The organism is Methyloceanibacter marginalis (genome assembly GCF_001723295.1).
In the GTDB taxonomy this organism is placed as follows: Bacteria; Pseudomonadota; Alphaproteobacteria; order Rhizobiales; family Methyloligellaceae; genus Methyloceanibacter; species Methyloceanibacter marginalis.
The window spans coordinates 1-17,054 of the sequence record NZ_LPWD01000023.1 but is presented as its reverse complement, the minus strand read 5'-3'; the positions used below and the strand labels follow the sequence as shown (position 1 = coordinate 17,054).

Here is a 17,054-nt window from a genome sequence, read left to right as displayed (position 1 = left end):
GCGCACGCGCTCGGCGGCCGCTGCGAGCCGCTGCATGGGGCCGGCGATAGTGTTGGCAAGGATGAGCGACAGCACCACGGTCACGGCCGCCGCGAACGCCGAGACGCGGAAGATGCTCATGCGCTCCGCCGAGACGATGTCGTCGATGTCGCCGCCACGCGTTGACAGCAGAAGCACACCGAGCACGGCGCGCATGCGCTGCACGGGCACCGCCACGGACACCACGATCTCGCCCTTGTCGTTCTTGCGCACGATGGGCACCGAAGTTCCGGTCAGCGCCGTCGCCACTTCCGGATAGGCTTTGCCGTTGGCGGCGCCGATCTCGGTGTAGACCGGGAGTCCCGAAGGCTGGAGTTGGTTGGTCACCGCGTCCCAGAACGTGTTGAGCGCGTCGGGCTCGGAGGTTTCGGGCGGGGGCAGGTCGTAGCGCAGCACCTGTCCGCGCGAATAAAACGTATCGGAATCGAGGATCAGCGTGCCGTCGCGATTGTAGATGCGCGCGCGGCTTCCCGTGGCTTGACCAGGGGGCGGAGAATCGGCGCGGCGCGCTCGGGATCGATGGTGAATCCGAGCGCATTCGAGAACGGGTCGTCGGCGCTGCCGGGCCCGGCTTGGCCGAGCTCCTTCTCCAGGAGCGTCTCCGGGTCGACCTGGGTCTCGCCGTTGTCACGCCGGCCGAGGCGGCGATGGCGCGGGCGATGATCTCTCCCTGGGTTAGGAGGCTCTGCACCTTGGCGTCGATCAGCCCGGCGCGAAACTGGTTGAGATAGAGAATGCCCGAGACGAGGATCGCCAAGCCGATCAGATTGAGCACGACGATGCGCCGCGTCAGGCTGGAGAAGCCGTGACGGAAGGGCCGGTGCTCGCCGATCCAGCCGGGCACGCGCTTGACCCAACTCAAGACGGCACGCGCCCCGCGGCGGAAGCGCTCCTTGAACGAGGCGTCGACCCGCTGCCAGGACCCTTCGGTCTCGGCAGTCATCGGTCTCGCCCGTTATTCTTTGAACCGGTAGCCCACGCCATAAAGCGTCTCGATCACGTCGAAGCTCTGGTCGACGGCCTTGAACTTCTTGCGCAACCGCTTGATGTGGCTGTCGATGGTGCGGTCGTCGACATAAACCTGGTCATCATAGGCCGCATCCATGAGGGCGTCCCGGCTTTTTACCACGCCGGGCCGTGCGGCAAGCGCCTGGAGGATCAGGAACTCGGTCACCGTGAGGGTCACGGGCCGGTTGTCCCACACACAGGTATGGCGTTCCGGGTCCATGCGCAGCTTGCCGCGGCTCAAAACCTTGGATTTGTCCTCGATCACCTGGGCCGTGTCGCGCGGCGCCGAACGGCGTAGCACCGCCTTCACGCGCTCGACCAGGAGACGCTGAGGGAAGGGTTTGCGGATATAGTCGTCGGCACCCATCTTGAGGCCGAACAACTCATCAATCTCCTCGTCCTTGGAGGTGAGGAAGATCACCGGCAGCTCGCTGCGCTGGCGTAGGCGGCGCAATAGCTCCATCCCGTCCATACGCGGCATCTTGATGTCCAGAATGGCGAGGTCGGGCGGGCTGTCGAACAGGCCGTCCAGCGCCGCTGCGCCGTCGTTGTAGGTCTGCGTCTTGTAGCCTTCAGCCTCCAGCACCATGCGCAAGGAGGTCAGGATGTTCCGATCGTCGTCGACAAGGGCAATTGTTGGCATTGGGGGCCTTTTGCGCGATTGACGCGATTTGCAGGGTGTTATGGTCTTAGGGCTGCCCCAAAACATGGCAGCATCGGGGCGCTTCGCGCCGCACCCATAGTCATCGGGATGCAACAAATATCGTTATGGCGCAAGTAAATAACTCGTCAGGAATGCCTGCCAAGCCGGAGATCGCGGCGGATGCGCGCACCTTGGTTCGCCGGGCCTTCAAGGGCACGCTGGCGAGCCTCGACACCCCCTCCGGCGCCCCATACGCCTCCCTGATCACGCTCGCCACGGATGCGGGCGGCGCTCCCTTGTTCCTCATCTCGACGCTCGCCCGGCACACAAGGAACCTGGTGGAGGACCCGCGGGCCTCGATCCTGATCGACGGCACGGATGCAGCCGCCGATCCGCTCCAGGGGGCTAGGCTGACCCTGAGCGGCATAGCCGAAAAGGTTCATGGCGAGGCCGAGAGGCGCCGCTTCCTGGCCCGTCACCCCGAGGCGGAGCTTTACGCCGACTTCCCCGATTTCTCCTTCTGGCGGCTCGCCCTGGAGGGCGCCCACTATATCGGCGGCTTCGGCCGGATCGTGGACCTCGCCGCGAGCGATCTCCTGGTTTCCCTGGACGGCGCGGAGGCGTTGCTCGAGGCGGAGCCCGGCATCGTAGAGCACATGAACGACGACCACGCCGACGCCATCGCGCTCTATGCGCTCGCCTTCACCGGCGGCGATCCGGGCCCCTGGCGCATGACCGGGATCGATCCGGACGGCTGCGATATCGCTTTGGGCCCCGACGGGCGCCGGATTTCCTTTGCCAACCGGGTCCTGACCCCAGGCGATGCGCGAAAAGAGCTGGTGCGCCTGGCGGAAGAGGCCAGGGCAACCGCCGAGCCGTAGCAGTCTACAAAGAGAGCGCCCCGTCTGTCACAGGACCTTTCTTGAAAGCCTCCTGAGTTCAGGGTAGCTAGGGGGCGATCCAAAACGATTTTTTCCGTCAATTCGAGATCTAGGGACGAAACCGTATGAACGTTCAGTCGAAGATTGCGCCCACCGCGAACAAAAAGGTTCTGGCGTTCGTGGAAGAAGCAAAAGAACTTTTCAAGCCGGACTCCGTCTATTGGTGCGATGGCTCCAAGGAAGAGTATCAGGCCATGCTGAAGGCGCTGGTCGACGGCGGTACCGCCATGTGGCTGAACCCGGACAAGCGCCCCAACTCCATTATCGTGCGCTCCGATCCCAAGGACGTGGCCCGAGTCGAGGACCAGACCTATATCTGCTCGAAGAACAAGGAAGACGCCGGCCCGACCAACAACTGGTTCGACCCGGCGGAGATGAAGGAGACGCTGAAGAAGCTCTATGACGGCGCCATGCAGGGCCGCACCATGTATGTGATCCCGTATTCCATGGGTCCCGTGGGCTCGCCCATCGCCGGCATCGGCGTGATGGTCACCGACAGCGCTTACGCCGTCGCCAACATGCACATCATGACCCGCGTGGGCGACAAGGTGTGGAAGGCGCTTGGCGATTCCGAAGATTTCGTGCGCGGCATGCACACTGTGGGCGCGCCACTCACCGCGCAGACCCAGGCCGACGTGCCGTGGCCGTGCAGCGAGACCAAGTACATCTCGCATTTCCCCGAGACGCGCGAGATCTGGTCCTACGGCTCCGGCTATGGCGGCAACGCGCTGCTCGGCAAGAAGTGTCACGCGCTGCGCATCGCGTCGGTGAAGGCGCGCGACGAAGGCTGGATGGCCGAGCACATGCTAATTCTCAAGCTCACCAATCCCGAAGGCGAATCGAAATTCATCGCCGCCGCCTTCCCGAGCGCCTGCGGCAAGACCAACCTCGCCATGCTCAACCCGACGATTCCGGGCTGGAAGGCCGAGACCATCGGCGACGACATCTGCTGGATGAAGTTCGGCGAGGACGGACGTCTTTACGCGATCAACCCGGAGACCGGGTTCTTCGGCGTGGCGCCCGGCACCTCCGATCATTCCAACTACAACGCCATGCGCACGCTGGATGCGAACTGCATCTACTCCACGTCGCGCTCACCGATGACGGCGACGTGTGGTGGGAAGGGATGACCGAGGAGACGCCGGAGCACACCGTGGATTGGCTGCGCCGCTCCTGGACGCCGGATGCCGGCCGTCCCGCCGCGCATCCCAATTCGCGCTTCACCGCGCCCGCCGGCCAGTGCCCGGTCATCGCCCCGGAATGGGAAGATCCCAAAGGCGTGCCGATCGACGCCATTCTGTTTGGCGGCCGCCGCGCTTCCGTGGTGCCGCTCGTCACCGAAGCGGAAGACTGGAAGCAGGGCACGTTCCTCGGCTCGATCATGGCCTCGGAGAAGACCGCCGCGGCTTCCGGTGTGAAGGGCGACATCCGCCGCGACCCGATGGCGATGCTGCCGTTCTGCGGCTACCACATGGGGGATTACTTCGCCCATTGGCTGAAGGTCGGCGAGAAGGGCGGCGATAAGATGCCGAAGATCTTCTACGTGAACTGGTTCCGGAAAAGCCCCGAAGGCAAATTCCTGTGGCCGGGCTTCGCTGAGAACTCCCGCGTGCTGAAGTGGATCTTCGAGCGCTGCAACGGCACGGCGGAGGCGGTCGACACGCCGATCGGCAAGGTGCCGGCGGAAGGCGCGCTCGATACTGACGGGCTCGACGTCGGCGAGGCGGACCTCAAAGAGTTGCTCAGGGTCGACACGGAAGGCTGGAAGGCCGAAATCCCGTCGATCAAGGAGCACTACGAGACCTTCGGCGACAAGCTGCCGGGCGGCCTCAGGGAAGAACTCGGCGAGCTCGAGAAGCGTCTCGGCTAGCACGCCGCTTTTAAGCAGAGAGATTGTCATGGCCGGGCAAAGTCCCGGCCATGATCGTTTTGGGACTCGCGTGACGCTTGCCCCCTTTCGCGCTTCGCCTTAGGCAACTCCGCATGAGCAAGGGACACAGCGTGGTCGCGGCGGGCCACGCGCTGACCGCCGCCGCGGCCGCAGAGATTCTCGCCGACGGCGGCAACGCCTTCGATGCGGCGATCGCCGGCGTGTGCATGGCTTTCGTCGCCGAGGCGGTGTTCGCCTCGCCCGGCGGCGGCGGCTTTCTCATGGCGCGCCAAGCGGGCCGTAGCACGGTCAAGCTGTTCGACTTCTTCGTCGACACGCCGTTGAAACGCCGCCAGGCGGACGAGGTCTCGTTCTTTCCGATCGAAGCCAATTTCGGGCCCGCCACCCAGGAGTTCCATATCGGGCTCGGGTCGAGCGCGACGCCCGGCATCGCGCAGGGTCTCTTCGCCATGCATGAGGCGCTTGGGACACTGCCGATGAAGCGCCTGGTGGAGCCGGCGGTCACCGCCGCGCGTCAAGGCTTCCCGCTCACCGCGTTCCAGGCCTATCTCTTCACCGTCATCGCGCCGATCCTGCAGGAGAGCGAAGGGACGCGCGCGATCTTCGCGCCCGGCGGCAAGCTGCTCGAAGCGGGCGACACCTTCCGCAACGAAGGGCTGGCCGAGACGCTTTCCTGGCTGGCCGAAGACGGTGCGCGGCTTTTCACGGAGGGCGATATCGGCAGGGCCATCGTTGCGCAGTCGCGCGATCGCGGCGGTCATCTCACGATGCAAGACCTGACGCGCTACCGCGTCGAGCTGCGCGACCCGCTGCTGTGGCGTCACGGCAGAGCGAGCGTCGCGCTCAACCCGCCGCCGTCTGCCGGCGGGGCGCTGATCGCCTTCGGGCTCGCTTATCTCGAAGCCTTGGCCGCGTCGGGCGAGGCAATCGATACACACGCGCTGCATGCCGCCATGACCGCCACCAACGAGGCGCGCACGCGGCACGGCGAAGGTCTTGCGGAGCGTCTTGCAGGCGGCGTGCTGGCGGACGAGATCCGCAAGGCCGTGCGGCACCCGAAAGCCTATCGCGGCACGACCCATATCAACGTCATCGATAAGGACGGCAATGCCGCCGCCGTCAGCCTCTCCAACGGCGAGGGCAACGGCTTCATCGTCGGCGAACACGGCTTCATGCTGAACAACATGCTCGGCGAGGAAGATTTGTGTGCCCATGACGACTGGCGCGAGGGCGTGCGGCTGTCTTCCATGATGGCGCCCACCATCATCCTGGAGCCGGACGGCACGGTGACCGCGCTCGGCACCGGCGGCTCGAACCGCATCCGCACAGCCATCCTGCAAGTGGCGGTCAATCTGTTGGCGCACGGCATGCGCGTCGAGGATGCCGTAACCGCGCCCCGCATCCACGTGGAGCGCGACGGGACCACGAGCTTCGAGCCGGGCTTGCCGGAAGACATGGAGACCGCGCTCCGCGCACTCGGCGAGAGAGCCCGCCCCTGGCCGGCACAGAATCTGTTTTTCGGTGGCGTGCACACCGCGCGCTGGCACGAGAAGCGGGGCGTCGAAGGCGCCGGCGATCCGCGCCGGCAGGGTACGTCGCGAACGGTCTGAGCCGGCGCTTGTCGTAAAAGGTCAAGCGTGCGCCGCTAATTGGCAACAGGTCTGGCGTGGCGGGCGCGAAGATGATCGTCGCCTGAAAGCCGGGGAAGCGATAAGGGGACCCTCATGCAGAACGCCGTCGCCATCTATCATGTGGCTTTCGAGGATGCCGGTACGCTTGGCACCGTGCTGGACGAACGCGGCGTAACCCTCAACTATTTGCAGGCCGGCGTCGACGACCTGTCGCCCGCGCTTGACGCGGATCTTGTACTCGTGCTCGGCGGGCCCATCGGCATCTACGAGATCGACCGCTATCCGTTTCTCAAAGACGAGCTCGCCATCGTCGAGAAGGTGGTCAAGAAGGGCACGCCCGTGGTCGGCATCTGCCTGGGCTGCCAAGCGCTCGCTGCTGTGCTCGCCGCCCGCGTCTATCCCGGCCCGCAAGCCGAGCTCGGCTGGGACGAGCTGATCCTGACCGACGAGGGCAAGGCCTCGCCCCTCGGCATCCTGGAAGGTTTGCGCGTGCTCAACTGGCATGGCGACACCTTCGATCTCCCCTCGGGCGCCACGCGCCTCGCTTCGACCCCGCTCACGCCGAACCAGGCCTTCACCTACGGCTCGAACGTGCTGGCGCTGCAGTTCCACGTGGAGCTGGCGCAGCACAACATGGAGCGCTGGCTCATCGGGCACACGCTCGAGCTTGCCAAGAACAAGGTCGATCTGGCGCGCATGCGCGAGAACACCGCGCGCTATGCGCCTGCCACCAACGAGGCGAGCCGCAAGCTGTTCAATACCTGGCTCGACGGCGTATCGGCCTGAGCCCCTCCGCTCGTTCCCGCGCAGGCGGGGACCTAGACAAGCAAGTGATGGACTCTGTTTGTGCTGGATTCCCGCTTATGCGGGAATGAGCGGGTGTAACTTTCTGAAGCCGCTCGTCCCCGCCCGCTTACGCGGGAATGAGCGGAGGGATCTAGTCAGCTTCGCTCGCGAGCACCGACTCGCCGACAGTCGTCGGCAATTCCTTCGTCTCCGGCGGTTTCACCACGTCGCCCTTGGCGTTCCACCAGGTCGAGGCGTAGGTCACGCCGCCTTCGCGCATGATCAGGTGCGTCCACACCTCCTCGCCCGGATAGTAGAACACGGTCCACGGGCCAGCGCGCCGCTGGGGATCGCGCGGAAAGTCACAAGCACCTCGCCGCCTGGCCGCACGTCGCCCTTGCTTGCCTCGATCACTCGCAGCTTGGCGAGATAGCCGGGCAGCTGCTCTCCCGTCTGCGGATCCTTGGTGATGCTGGTGCAGGTCACAGAGATGACGCGCACGAGCGCGACGAGATCGCTGTCCTCCATGAGCTCTTCGTCTGACAGGGGCGCCGGCAGGGCGAACGCTGGTAGCGCGAGAAAAGCGGTAAGGATGACGCCGCGGCAGCGCCAAGGGCAGGGCGGACAGGGATAAGATGCATGGGACCTCCTTTGGGGGCTCGCGAGTTTAACATGGCGAAATAGAGCCACGTCATGCCCGGACTTGATCCGGGCATCCACGCCGTGACGTCTCAGCGTATTTGGACGCCAATGGTATGGATTGCCACCCGGGTCCGGCTGCGCCGGCCCGGGCGCGGGCTCAAGTCAAGCCCGGCAATGACGAAAGAGGATAGGGAGGAGACGACAACGATGGTGAATATCTATCTCTTCATCGAGCTGCTGCATTCGGCCAACGCCATGGCGACGCTCGACACGATCAAGGCGCTGGAGCTCGCCAACTGCAAGTTCGCCAATGTGGTGATGCTGTCCGACGAGAAGCTGGTGGCCCAGCTCGACTGCAAGGACTCCACCGACGGCGACAAGGCGATCCTCAACAAGATCGCCAAGGTCGAGGGCGTGGTGCAGACCAACATCGTCGCCGTGGTCCGGCCGACGAAGGGGTAGAGCGACTGCGCCATGGGCGTCCATTTATCCCTCCCTTCAGGGGAGGGTGTACGCCTCGCATAGCGAGGCGGACGGGTGGGGTATGTGAATCGATCTCTTGCGGAGTGCCGCCCCACCCGCCGCGCCAGCCGACTTCGCTGCGCGAAGTTCGGGGCGCGCCTCCCTCCCCTCGCGGGGAGGGATAAGGTCAGTCGCGGTCGACGAGGCTCGTTACGCCGTCCATCTCCGCGCAATTGGCGCAGCAATAGATTGTGTCGCCGTGTTCCACACCGTGCCGACGATGCGGACCATGCATTTCGGACAGGTCGGGGCCATGGCCGCGATGGCGCATTCGAAGCTGTCGAACGTCGCCGTGCGACCGTCCATCGTGATGTCGAAGCTCTTGTCGTAGTCGTTGCCGCATTGCGCGCACGTGCCCATGCCGTCCTCCTTCCGGAGCGAACCCAGCCGCTGTGCGGCCGGGCTCTGCTGTCTCTAGCTCTTGTCGTCGTCACCGTGATCTTTGCCGTGGTCGTCGCCGTGCTCGGCGACCTTCTTGCCTCCCGGCGCGACCAGATACCATTCTTCGCCGAAGCCCTCGACGTCCTGCCCATTGGTGTCGCCGGGCGCCTTGTCCTTGACGAAGTAATAGAGGGGCCACCCGCCATAGGTGACCTGCATCGTGCCGTCTTTCCGCTCGATCGTCCCGAGCAGCTCGCTCTTCACCTTGTCGCCGCCGGTCGGCTCTCCGGTGGTGGTCAATGGCGGCCAGGCGACGGCGCATTTGTCGTAGCAGGCGCTGACGGCGTCCTTGCCGTCCTTGCCGCGTGTATCCGCCTTGAAGAGATAGAGGGACCGGCCCTCGGCGTCGGCGAGAAAGGCGTCGTACTTCCCACTGGACTTGACCTCGACTTTGGCCGCGTCAGCCATGGCCGGAAAGGCAAAGCAGATCGCTGCCGCTGCCAAGAGAGCTTTATGCGTGAAGTGAGACATCGTGATCCTCCGGTTCATTGGATTATCGGTTCTGGGCAGAACGCGGGAGCGAGCCCGGAAGTTCACTCGCTCTTTGATTGAAGGGCCGGCCTAATGCGCGGCCTCCCAGTTGTCGGCGGCGCGCGCGTCCACCTGCAGCGGCACTTTGAGCTTCAGCGCCGGCTCCGGCGCGCGCTCCATCACGCTCTGCGCGATCTCCATGGTCTTGTCGGCTTCGTCTTCCGGCGCCTCGAAGATCAGCTCGTCATGGACCTGCAGCAGCATGCGCGCGGAAAGTCCCGCCTCGTCGAGCGCGTCCGCCATGCGGATCATGGCGCGGCGGATGATGTCGGCCGCCGTCCCCTGGATCGGCGCGTTGATCGCCGCGCGCTCATAGTTTCCACGTAAGGATGGGTTCTTGGTGTTGATCTCCGGGTAGTGGACCTTGCGCCCGAACAGCGTCTTGACGTAGCCGGTGCGCCGCGCCTCCGCCTTCATCGCCTCCATGTAGTCCTTGATGCCGGGGAAGCGCTCGAAATAGGTCTTGATGTAGGTGGCGGCCTCGCCGCGCGGGATGCCGAGCTGCGCCGCCAAGCCGACCGCCGAGATACCGTAGATGATGCCGAAATTGATCGCCTTCGCCCGGCGTCTAATCCCCGGGTCCATGCCCGCGATGGGCACGCCGAACATCTCGCTCGCGGTCATGGCGTGAATGTCCAGCCCGTCGGCGAAGGCCTGGCGCAGCGTCGGCGTGTCCGCCATGTGCGCGAGTACGCGCAGCTCGATCTGGCTGTAATCCGCCGAGATCAGCTTCTTGCCCTTCTCGGCGACGAAGGCCTTGCGGATCGAGCGGCCTTCCTTGGTGCGCACGGGGATGTTCTGCAGGTTCGGCTCTTGGCTGGCGAGGCGCCCCGTGGTGGTCGAGGCCAGCACGTAGCGCGTATGCACGCGCCCCGTCTCCGCGTGGATGTAGGCGGGAAGCGCGTCCGTGTAAGTGCTCTTGAGCTTGGCGACCAGCCGCCAGTCGAGCACCTTGCGCGGCAGATCGTGGCCTTCCGCCGCGAGCTCCTCCAGCGCCGCCGCGTCCGTGCTCCAGGCGCCCGTCTTGGTGCGCCGCCCGCCGGGCAGGCTCATCTTGTCGAACAGGATCTCGCCGAGCTGTTTGGGGGAGCCGATATTGAACTCCTCGCCCGCGAGTTCCCGGATCTCGTCCTCGAGCCGGGCGATGGTCTGCGCGAAAGCGCCGGAGAGACTGGCGAGCGTTGAGCGCTCCACCTTGACCCCGGCGCGTTCCATGCTCGCGAGCACGCTCTGCAACGGCCGCTCCAGCGTCTCGTAGACCGTGGTGACGGACTCGGCGGCGAGCCGCGGCTTGAGCACCATCCAGAGGCGAAGCGCGATGTCCACCTCCTCGCCCGCATATTCGGCGGCGCGCTCGACCGCGACACGATCGAAGCCCACCGCCGCCTTGCCGGTGCCCATCACCTCTTTCTCGGTCAGGCAGGTATAGCCGAGCAGCGAGCCTGCGAGCTTCGGCGGCAAATGCTCCGCGCGTCCGGCGTCCAACGCATAGGACATGAGGCAGGGATCGTCGATGGCCATGAGCTGAATGCCGTAGCGGGCGAGCGCCACCATGTCGGGCTTGGCGTTCGACACGATCTTGAGCACCGCCTCGTCCTCGAGGATCGGCTTCAAGAGATCGAGCGCCTCGCGCAACGGAATCTGCGCCACCACCGTCTCGCCGCCGAGACCGAGCTCGTCGCCCGCGCTATGTCCGAGCGGCACATAGGCCGCGTGTCCGGGAATGAGCGCCAGCGCCACGCCGGCGATCTCGCCGGTCATGGGATCGGCCGCGCTGAGCTTCGCCCGGAAGGCGAAATGGCCTTGGAAGCGCGCCGCCTCCAGCAAGTCGGCAAGGCGTTCCGTCTCGGTCACCGTCTCGTAATTGGCGCGGTCGAATGGAACGTCCTCGAGCCTGCCGGCGCGCTCGATGGCGAGTTCCGCCGGCGAGCCGCCTTGCACGGGCGTGTCGCGGGCGGGACCCGCCTCGCCGCGCGGGCTCTTGCGTAAGGGATGGTCGTAATCGTCTTTTTTCTTGCGCGGCGTGGTAGACGGCTTCGCCTCGCCTTCGGGTAGCTCGGCGCCCAGGCCTTCCGCCACCCGCCGCAGCAGCGTGGAGAATTCCATGTGCCGCATGAAGGCGGTGAGCACGTTCGGGTCGGGCACGTGGACGGCGGTTTCGGCCAAAGGCACGTCCAGCGGCGTCTCGCAATCGAGTGTGACCAGCGTCCGCGACAGGCGCGCCTGCTCGGCGAAGGCGATCAGGTTCTCGCGGCGCTTCTGCTGCTTGATCTCCGCCGCGCGCATGAGCAGCGTTTCGAGATCGCCATATTCGTTGATCAGGAGCGCAGCGGTCTTGACGCCGATGCCCGGCACGCCCGGCACGTTGTCGGAGGTGTCGCCGATCAGCGCCTGCACCTCGATGACCTTCGAGGGCGGCACGCCGAACTTCTCGACCACCTCCGCCTCGCCGATCACCTTGTTCTTCATGGTGTCGTACATGCGAATGCCGGGGCGGACGAGCTGCATCAAGTCCTTGTCGGAGGAGACAATGGTTACGTCGGCGCCGGCCTCCCGGGCCTGAAGCGCGTAGGTGGCGATCAGGTCGTCGGCCTCGTATCCCCGCTTCTCGATGCAGGCGACGTTGAAGGCGTGCACGGCGTCGCGGATCAGCGGGAATTGAGGGATGAGGTCCTCCGGGGCCTCCGAGCGGTTCGCCTTGTAGTCTGAGAACAGATCGTTGCGAAACGTGTGCTCGGACAGGTCGAAGATGGCGGCCAGATGCGTCGGCGGGTCGAGCTCGCCCGTCTCTCGGAGCAGCTTCCACAGCATGCCGCAAAAGCCGTGGACGGCGCCGACGGGGAGCCCGTCAGAGGGGCGCGTCAGCGGCGGCAGCGCGTGATAGGCGCGGAAAATGTAGCCGGAGGCGTCAATCAGGTAGACGTGGTCGCCTTTCGCAACCGGCTTTCCGGCAGCGGATTGGGTGGTCTTTTTGCTTGTCATGATGCGGGGAATATAGGGACTGCGATCCGACCAGTCAGCAGGCTACTTATCCCTCCCCGAGAGGGGAGGGTGGACGCCTCGCATTTGGCGAGGCGGCCGGGTGGGGCGACAACGTAGGATAATGTTCGGTACGACCGACAAAAAAGCTCGCGCTCTGCGCAAGAGGATGACCCATCAGGAAGTTTATTCGTCGCGGAGACTTCTCACAGCTGCCGGAGCTGCTCCTTGATTCTCTCGAGTTGGTTTAGGCCCTTATCTAGGTCGGCTCTAATTTGATCTAGATCGCCCTGATCTCCCCAAGAGCCTCTGCTAACTGTTCCGTTCCTGCAGACGCATCACTCCGTGAAAGCAGTTTATCCAATTTGCTGTCTAGAACTTGGTTGGCGCGGTTCACTCCTCGATAGGTCGGGCTGTAAAACATCACGATGATAAGAAGGACAAGGATGATGATGTCGAGCACGAACATGGTTTCCACGCTCCCCTACGTCGGGTACCAGAGCCCTATCGTATCCTGAGATTCTGGAACGACGAAGTCGATCAAGGGGTGGTCATTGAGACGATACTATCGGCGCTATCCGAACCGCCTCGCCCCACCCGTCCCGTCCCGTCCAAGGGACGGGACGAGCCACCCTCCCCTCGCGGGGAGGGATAAGACCTAGCGGGTCTTGGCCAGCTCGGGTTTCGGCTGCGCGGGGCTGCCTGGCTGCTGATTGCTGCTGCCCGGCGCAAACGCCTTGTCGGTGCCGCCGAAAGTCTTCTCGATATAGTCGGTGAAATACTTGTCGAGGAAGGGGAAGGCCCGGGCGAAGCGCGTGAAGTCCTTCTGGGCGATGAACAGCAGAAGCCCGTCTTCCAGCGCCTCCACGAGGCCGGTGCGGAGCTCGGACTTGACCAGCACCCGCTCGCCGAAATGCTCGCCGGGGCCGAACACTTTCTCGAAATGCTCGCTCGTGTCGGGATTGTCGATGGTGAGCTTGAAGGCACCGTTGATCACCGTATAGAAGCCGTCGATCAGCATGCCCGGTTCGAACACCCTGTCGCCCTTCCAGAAATGGATGTAGCGCGTCGCCGGCGGCAGCATCCTGAGCTGCACCAGATTGGGCGGCATGACCGAGTTAAGCAGCCAGTTGATGCCCACCCGGAATTTCGCGGCAAAACCCGGCAGGAACGACAGATAGAAGCCGCGCCACAGAAGCCAGGCCAGCACGCCGGACAGCTTGAAACCGTAAACGTCGGCCACGGCCTTGCTCATGCCGAGAGAGGCGAGCGAGCCCTTGGACGTGTAGGCGAACGGCTTGAGCTTTTGGTCCTTGAAGCTGGCCATGATGTTGGCCGCGAGCTGATAGCCCTCGCGCACGGCGAACTGCGCTGTCTGCGTGGCGTAGTCGACCGGATCTTCTTGCGGATTGTCGTTGAGCGGGATGAGCGCCGCGTCGCCGAGCGCCCAGACATGCTCCTGACCCGGCACGCGCATGAAGCGGTCCGTCACGATGCGGCCCCAATGAAGATCGAGCCCGAGCATCTGCACGAGCGGATGGGGGCCGTTGCCGATGGTCGCCACGACCGTCGAGGCGTGAGGATGGCGCCATTGGTCAGCGCGACGCCGGTGGACGTGGCCGACTTCGTGCCGACGCCCGTCAGCACCTCGATGCCTTGATTCCGCAGCTGCTGTGTCGCGTAGGTGGCGAGGTCGGCGGGGAAGGTGGGCAGGATGCGCGGCGCATACTCGATGAGATACATGCGGATCTCATCGACCGAGATGTTGTGATAATAGGGCAGGGCGCGCCGGATCAGCTCGCGCATTTCCGCCACGGTCTCCACGCCGGAGAAGCCCGCGCCCACCACGATGAAGGTCAGCAGCTGCTCCTTCACCGCGCGCTCCGTGGTGACGTCGGCGGTTTCCAGGCAACCGATCACATGGGTGCGCAGCATGTGCGCGTCCGTCAGGTCCTTCATGGTCAGCGCGTGATCGGCCATGCCGGGAATGCGTCCGAGGTCCACGCCCGTCCCGAGCGCCAGCACGACCTCGTCATAGGCGAGCTCCACGGGAGTCATCCGTGAGCCCTGCATGACGATCGCCTTCTTCTTCTCGAAGTCGATGCCCATGACGCGCGCCTGGCGCACCTGCACGCGTGTCAGGAGCTGCCGCAGCGGCACCACCGCGTCGGAAGAGTTGATGCTGCCGGAGGCCACTTCGGCCAGGAGGGGCTGGAAGACAAAGTAGTTGTTGTTGTTGATGAGCTCGACCTCGACCATGCCGCGGCCGAGCTTCTCCAGAGACTTCGCGGCGAATACGCCGCCGAAGCCGCCGCCAAGGACGATGACCTTCTTTTTCTTGTCTGACTTTTCTTTGCCAGTCATAGGCTTGCCCAGCCTTTGCGTCGCTCGATCAAATACCTACGCCAATGCTCCAGCGCGTCAAGTCACGCCTGGCGCTCGTCAACCGCTTAGAGCCCGCGCGTGGCAAGGCGGTGAACCCGCGAAACGGCGCAGGGCTAAACGAGGATAAGGGAAGGATTAAGGTTGCCGGCGGAAGGGCTCAAGCCGTGGCCACCGCGCGCGCTCGGCCGGCGGCCGCAGCTTTGCCCAAGCGGGCCGCTTGAACAGGAAGCGGGCCGAAGTGTTCTTCACGAGCGCATGCAAGATGAGCGGGGTGATCACGCCCGCGGCCGTGACGATGAGCGCGACGGTGCCGAGATCGAGCTCCGGCGCGAATTTGAGCAACGCGGCGCGGGTGGCGGCCATCGGCAGGAAGAAGGCGAGATAGACCACGATCGAGTTCTCTCCCGCATAACGCAAGGGCAGCGCCCAAGAGCGCGCGGAGAGCAGGACCCCCGCCGCCACCACGGCGAGCGCGCCCAGGAAGCCCAGACCGAGATTGACCACGGGCAGCTCGGAATAACCGCCGAACACCATGACCGCTTCGAACAGGGCCCAGGAGGAAAGAAACAGCAGGGCCGCGCGCTGATTGGCGAACACGGTCTCGGCGAAGTCGAACACGTAAGGCGCGAGCACGTAGCCCGAGTAGAAATAGACGAAGCGGGCGCAGAACTCGTCGATCACGATCCAGCCCGTGTGGATGTCGGCGATCTGCACGAAGGCCGCCGCGAACCACAGCAGGACTTGCGGCACGTCGCGCATCAGCTTGGTCACCACGAAGAAGATCGGCAGCAGATAAATGAACCACAGCGTGCCGAACGGCTCGATAAAGGCGAGCGCGTAGCTTGCGCGACGCCGGCCCCAGCCCGCCTCAGCGGCGATACCCGGCGCCTTGAAGGCGAATTGGATGGTGACCCACAGCACGTAGAAATAGGCGAAGTGGACCACCTTGGTATCGAGATAGGCGCGCCAACGCCGGCCAATGACCCGGGCCAGGAACAGTCCCGAAATGAGAAAGAAATCGGGCATGCGGAACGGCTTGGCGAAGGCGACCAGCGCCCCCATCCAGCTCGCCTCGCCCGCGGCTGCTTCCACGCCAAGGTCGAATGCATCATCACCACCATGACGATGCAGAATCCCTTGGCGTAATCGACCCACGCCACCCGTTTCGGGTTCAATTCCATGGCTCGCGCAAATCTCCTCGGCCCGTCCCGCCGTGGGACGCCGAGAGCATGCGTTGCAAGGAGCGGGCTACGGCCACCACATTTTAGTTGACTAGGAAACAGAGCTGTAGAATATAGTTTCCTAAGAAACTAATTATGAGACGCGGCGATAGACGATGGCCAAAGACGCGGCGAACGGGTTGGAGGCGCATCTCGGCTATTGGCTGCGCTACGTATCGAACCATGTATCCCATGCCTTCGCCGCGAAGCTCGCCGGCCGCGGCGTCACGGTGGCGGAATGGGTGGTCCTGCGCCAGCTCTACGATGACGGCGCGGTGGCGCCGAGCTACCTTGCGGATCGGCTCGGCATGACACGCGGCGCGATCTCCAAGCTTGCCGAGCGCCTCGCCCTCAAATCGCTCATCGCCCGGAAGGACAGCCGAGGCGACCGTCGCTCCCACCTGCTCGAAATTACCAATGCCGGGCGGGCCCTGGTTCCGGAGCTCGCCGCCCTGGCAGATCGCAACGAGGAAGAGTTCTTCGGCCACCTCTCGCCGCGCGCGCGAAAGGAGATCGCCGACATAATGATGGAGATCGTACGGCGCGGAGCATTCCGCTCCGTGCCGGTCGACTAGCAGCGAACGGAGAAAGACGAATGGACGAGCGGGTGACGCAGGTGATTCAGGAGTGCGTACGGGGCTCCTACGAAGGGCGCATGGCCTTTCCGGAGGTGATCGGCATGTTGAGCGCGGCGGGAATCGAGCGCTATTACGCCGACCTTCAGCGCGCGGAGACGACATTCTACCTGCCGAGCGGCGAGTCCGGCATCGTCGGCTCGGAAAAGATCTCGGCGCGCCCGCCGGACGCCTTCGATCCCGCCGGAGTCGAGGCGGCGATCCGCGCCGCTCAGGCGAAGAGCATCGGCTACAAGGAATTCTGCGACCGCATCGCCGCAGCTGGCTGCGTCGGCTATCTCGTGTCTCTTCCAGGGCGCCGCGCGGTCTATCTCGGCCGAGGCGGCGACAGCTTCGTCGAACCGTTTCCTCCCGTGGCGCGTTGAAGGCGGCGTCGGGCTTCGCCGATGGTGCGTTGCCAAATCCCGGCCCTTTGACTACGTTCGGCCGCACCGGCACCCGTAGCTCAGCTGGATAGAGCGCTGCCCTCCGAAGGCAGAGGTCAGAGGTTCGAATCCTCTCGGGTGCGCCATAAATCAATGACTTAGCGGGCGGCGGGGTGAGGGGTCAGATGGTTCAATGAACCCTCTCACCTCCTGATCAATCCAGTAGCGTCTTATAACGGTGGCGCCAGTTGTGGGGCGCGCCACCGAAGCGGCCGCAAAGTTCCTCCACCATAGGCAGGTACTTGCCGGCCATCGCGCGTTCAAACTCACTTGGAATCGCCTTGCCGGTTGCCGCGGCGTTGACCGCACCGGCAAAGGCCATGTCCTGGACTTTC

Annotated in this window: 18 protein-coding genes, 1 tRNA gene and 2 pseudogenes; 9 read left to right on the top strand and 12 right to left on the bottom strand. The window is 64.6% G+C overall.

All coding sequences use genetic code 11. The features are described from left to right. Nucleotides 1-901: pseudogene (locus tag AUC71_RS17175) on the bottom strand (stimulus-sensing domain-containing protein); the annotation flags it as partial. 93 nt (nucleotides 902-994) lie between these two features. Next, the gene (locus AUC71_RS01025; protein WP_069622759.1) at nucleotides 995-1,690 is read right to left on the bottom strand and encodes a response regulator transcription factor; all 696 of its coding nucleotides are present in this window, start codon (nucleotides 1,688-1,690) and stop codon (nucleotides 995-997) included. A gap of 125 nt (nucleotides 1,691-1,815) precedes the next feature. Between AUC71_RS01025 and AUC71_RS01020 the strand changes: the two genes are divergently transcribed. The 5 genes from AUC71_RS01020 to AUC71_RS01005 all read left to right on the top strand — a co-directional run bounded on the left by AUC71_RS01020 (nucleotide 1,816) and on the right by AUC71_RS01005 (nucleotide 6,939). Beyond that, entirely contained in the window at nucleotides 1,816-2,571 is a 756-nt protein-coding gene (locus AUC71_RS01020) for a HugZ family pyridoxamine 5'-phosphate oxidase (RefSeq protein WP_244500743.1), read from the top strand. 179 nt (nucleotides 2,572-2,750) lie between these two features. Further along, nucleotides 2,751-3,761, top strand: coding sequence for a phosphoenolpyruvate carboxykinase (GTP) (locus AUC71_RS21695; protein ID WP_280139256.1), 1,011 nt, complete (start codon nucleotides 2,751-2,753; stop codon nucleotides 3,759-3,761). Then, a complete protein-coding gene (locus tag AUC71_RS21690) occupies nucleotides 3,743-4,501 on the top strand; it encodes a phosphoenolpyruvate carboxykinase domain-containing protein (protein ID WP_204376602.1) in 759 nt (252 codons plus the stop codon). The genes AUC71_RS21695 and AUC71_RS21690 overlap by 19 nt, the downstream gene beginning before the upstream one ends. A 113-nt stretch (nucleotides 4,502-4,614) precedes the next feature. Then, nucleotides 4,615-6,132 (top strand): gamma-glutamyltransferase, encoded by a 1,518-nt coding sequence (locus AUC71_RS01010; RefSeq protein WP_069622757.1) that lies wholly within the window; start codon nucleotides 4,615-4,617, stop codon nucleotides 6,130-6,132. A 114-nt stretch (nucleotides 6,133-6,246) separates the two neighbouring features. Continuing rightward, the gene (locus AUC71_RS01005; protein WP_069622756.1) at nucleotides 6,247-6,939 is read left to right on the top strand and encodes a glutamine amidotransferase; all 693 of its coding nucleotides are present in this window, start codon (nucleotides 6,247-6,249) and stop codon (nucleotides 6,937-6,939) included. A 151-nt stretch (nucleotides 6,940-7,090) separates the two neighbouring features. On the opposite strand, the gene AUC71_RS19075 is transcribed toward AUC71_RS01005, so the two are convergent. Both AUC71_RS19075 and AUC71_RS01000 read right to left on the bottom strand, forming a co-directional pair. Beyond that, complete coding sequence (locus AUC71_RS19075; RefSeq protein WP_158007653.1) at nucleotides 7,091-7,237, bottom strand: hypothetical protein; 147 nt, start codon at nucleotides 7,235-7,237, stop codon at nucleotides 7,091-7,093. Further along, nucleotides 7,222-7,467: a hypothetical protein gene (locus AUC71_RS01000; protein ID WP_069622755.1), complete on the bottom strand. Its 246-nt coding sequence runs from the start codon at nucleotides 7,465-7,467 to the stop codon at nucleotides 7,222-7,224. Before AUC71_RS01000 ends, AUC71_RS19075 begins: the two co-directional genes overlap by 16 nt. A gap of 321 nt (nucleotides 7,468-7,788) precedes the next feature. On the opposite strand from AUC71_RS01000, the gene AUC71_RS00995 reads away from it, so the two are divergent. Beyond that, nucleotides 7,789-8,043 carry a hypothetical protein gene (locus AUC71_RS00995; RefSeq protein ID WP_141701352.1) on the top strand — a complete coding sequence of 85 codons (255 nt, stop codon included), beginning with the start codon at nucleotides 7,789-7,791 and terminating at the stop codon, nucleotides 8,041-8,043. 210 nt (nucleotides 8,044-8,253) lie between these two features. On the opposite strand, the gene AUC71_RS00990 is transcribed toward AUC71_RS00995, so the two are convergent. The 7 genes and pseudogenes from AUC71_RS00990 to AUC71_RS00960 all read right to left on the bottom strand — a co-directional run bounded on the left by AUC71_RS00990 (nucleotide 8,254) and on the right by AUC71_RS00960 (nucleotide 15,620). Beyond that, nucleotides 8,254-8,463, bottom strand: a complete 210-nt coding sequence (locus AUC71_RS00990; RefSeq protein ID WP_244500742.1) for a hypothetical protein — start codon at nucleotides 8,461-8,463, stop codon at nucleotides 8,254-8,256. Nucleotides 8,464-8,517: 54 nt separating this feature from the next. Further along, nucleotides 8,518-9,015 carry a COG4315 family predicted lipoprotein gene (locus tag AUC71_RS00985; protein ID WP_204376601.1) on the bottom strand — a complete coding sequence of 166 codons (498 nt, stop codon included), beginning with the start codon at nucleotides 9,013-9,015 and terminating at the stop codon, nucleotides 8,518-8,520. Between the two features lie 90 nt (nucleotides 9,016-9,105). Further along, complete coding sequence (polA, locus tag AUC71_RS00980) at nucleotides 9,106-12,057, bottom strand: DNA polymerase I (protein ID WP_069622752.1); 2,952 nt, start codon at nucleotides 12,055-12,057, stop codon at nucleotides 9,106-9,108. 277 nt (nucleotides 12,058-12,334) lie between these two features. Next, on the bottom strand, nucleotides 12,335-12,523 hold the full coding sequence (locus tag AUC71_RS00975; protein ID WP_069622751.1) for a hypothetical protein: 189 nt from the start codon (nucleotides 12,521-12,523) through the stop codon (nucleotides 12,335-12,337). 189 nt (nucleotides 12,524-12,712) lie between these two features. After that, nucleotides 12,713-13,618, bottom strand: coding sequence for a cyclic nucleotide-binding domain-containing protein (locus AUC71_RS21685; protein ID WP_069622750.1), 906 nt, complete (start codon nucleotides 13,616-13,618; stop codon nucleotides 12,713-12,715). After that, nucleotides 13,543-14,418, bottom strand: coding sequence for an NAD(P)/FAD-dependent oxidoreductase (locus tag AUC71_RS00965; RefSeq protein ID WP_069622749.1), 876 nt, complete (start codon nucleotides 14,416-14,418; stop codon nucleotides 13,543-13,545). Before AUC71_RS00965 ends, AUC71_RS21685 begins: the two co-directional genes overlap by 76 nt. 156 nt (nucleotides 14,419-14,574) lie before the next feature. Continuing rightward, nucleotides 14,575-15,620, bottom strand: a pseudogene (locus AUC71_RS00960) (acyltransferase family protein). Nucleotides 15,621-15,775: 155 nt separating this feature from the next. Between AUC71_RS00960 and AUC71_RS00955 the strand changes: the two are divergent. From AUC71_RS00955 to AUC71_RS00945, 3 genes are all read left to right on the top strand, one after another. Beyond that, entirely contained in the window at nucleotides 15,776-16,234 is a 459-nt protein-coding gene (locus tag AUC71_RS00955) for a MarR family winged helix-turn-helix transcriptional regulator (protein ID WP_069622748.1), read from the top strand. Nucleotides 16,235-16,254: 20 nt separating this feature from the next. Then, on the top strand, nucleotides 16,255-16,659 hold the full coding sequence (locus AUC71_RS00950) for a DUF1398 domain-containing protein (protein WP_069622747.1): 405 nt from the start codon (nucleotides 16,255-16,257) through the stop codon (nucleotides 16,657-16,659). A gap of 69 nt (nucleotides 16,660-16,728) precedes the next feature. After that, a tRNA-Arg gene (locus AUC71_RS00945) sits at nucleotides 16,729-16,805 on the top strand. Nucleotides 16,806-16,873: 68 nt separating this feature from the next. Here the strand turns inward: AUC71_RS00945 and AUC71_RS19070 are convergent. Next, nucleotides 16,874-17,054, bottom strand: a 181-nt coding sequence (locus AUC71_RS19070) for a hypothetical protein (RefSeq protein ID WP_204376600.1), incomplete at its 5' end; no start/stop codon positions are given.